The 808-nt window shown below is 57.9% G+C and carries 1 pseudogene; it reads right to left on the bottom strand.

What is annotated here, in order from left to right:
- Window positions 1-357: 357 nt before the first annotated feature.
- Window positions 358-808: pseudogene (locus AC5ZFO_RS48145) on the bottom strand (hypothetical protein); the annotation flags it as partial.

An 808-nucleotide genomic window follows, 5' to 3' on the forward strand; every position in this document is an offset into this window, starting at 1 on the left:
ATCTTGGCTTCCGTCAAACGCTTCTGCCACAAAGCCCAGCAGACTTTATGTGGCGAACTTTAGATTCACCTGACTAGCTCGAAGCCGAGATATTCCGCGCCGATAGACCTGACCACAGGCCGCCTAAGATCCTCTCGGCTGCGACTGAGGAAGATCACCTACAGAGATCTCTGCGGCCTCGGGATCCTCTGCGAGTTCCCGATGAGCTTGCGCGTCGCAAGTTTCTTCGCCGCCACGAAAGCTCGAAGCGGTCGCCGACCAAGTTGACATCCTTTGCCTTCAGCGCCCACGTCCGGATAATAACCTGAAAACCCACGTAATAATGATGCTGCGAACTTGCGGGACGGAACAACTAGATTACCCGGCGCCCTTCAACAGTTGGTTCACGGCGCCGCAAGCGCCCGCAGCCCCCGATAAGCGATGCGCAGCTTTTGTAGATTTTGCAGGTGTGTAGGTGTCGATGATGCGCCCGAGGCCGCCGACGGTACATTTCGCGGCCTGGCGCAAATGTGCTTTGAGCTTGGCGAAGGCATTCTCGTAAGCGGCAAAGAGATCCCATCTGGCGGAGTGGGCGAGCGATCGGCTATCGGCTGCGCGTGAGCTGATGTGAGCTTCTATGTCTGCGCCTAGTTCTGAAACTAGAACCTGCCATATGATCGAAGCGGTCGCCGAGCGTCTTGAGGGAGCGCCGGGGCAGCTTCGCCGACGCTGGTGGGATGAATTCAAGGCACAAGTGTCGCGCGCCATGGAAAACTGCCCCCTCAGCGTCACGAGGAATTGCCCCCTCCTCGGATAGCTGAGGAGAGAG

The organism is Bradyrhizobium sp. Unk1, from assembly GCF_059512345.1.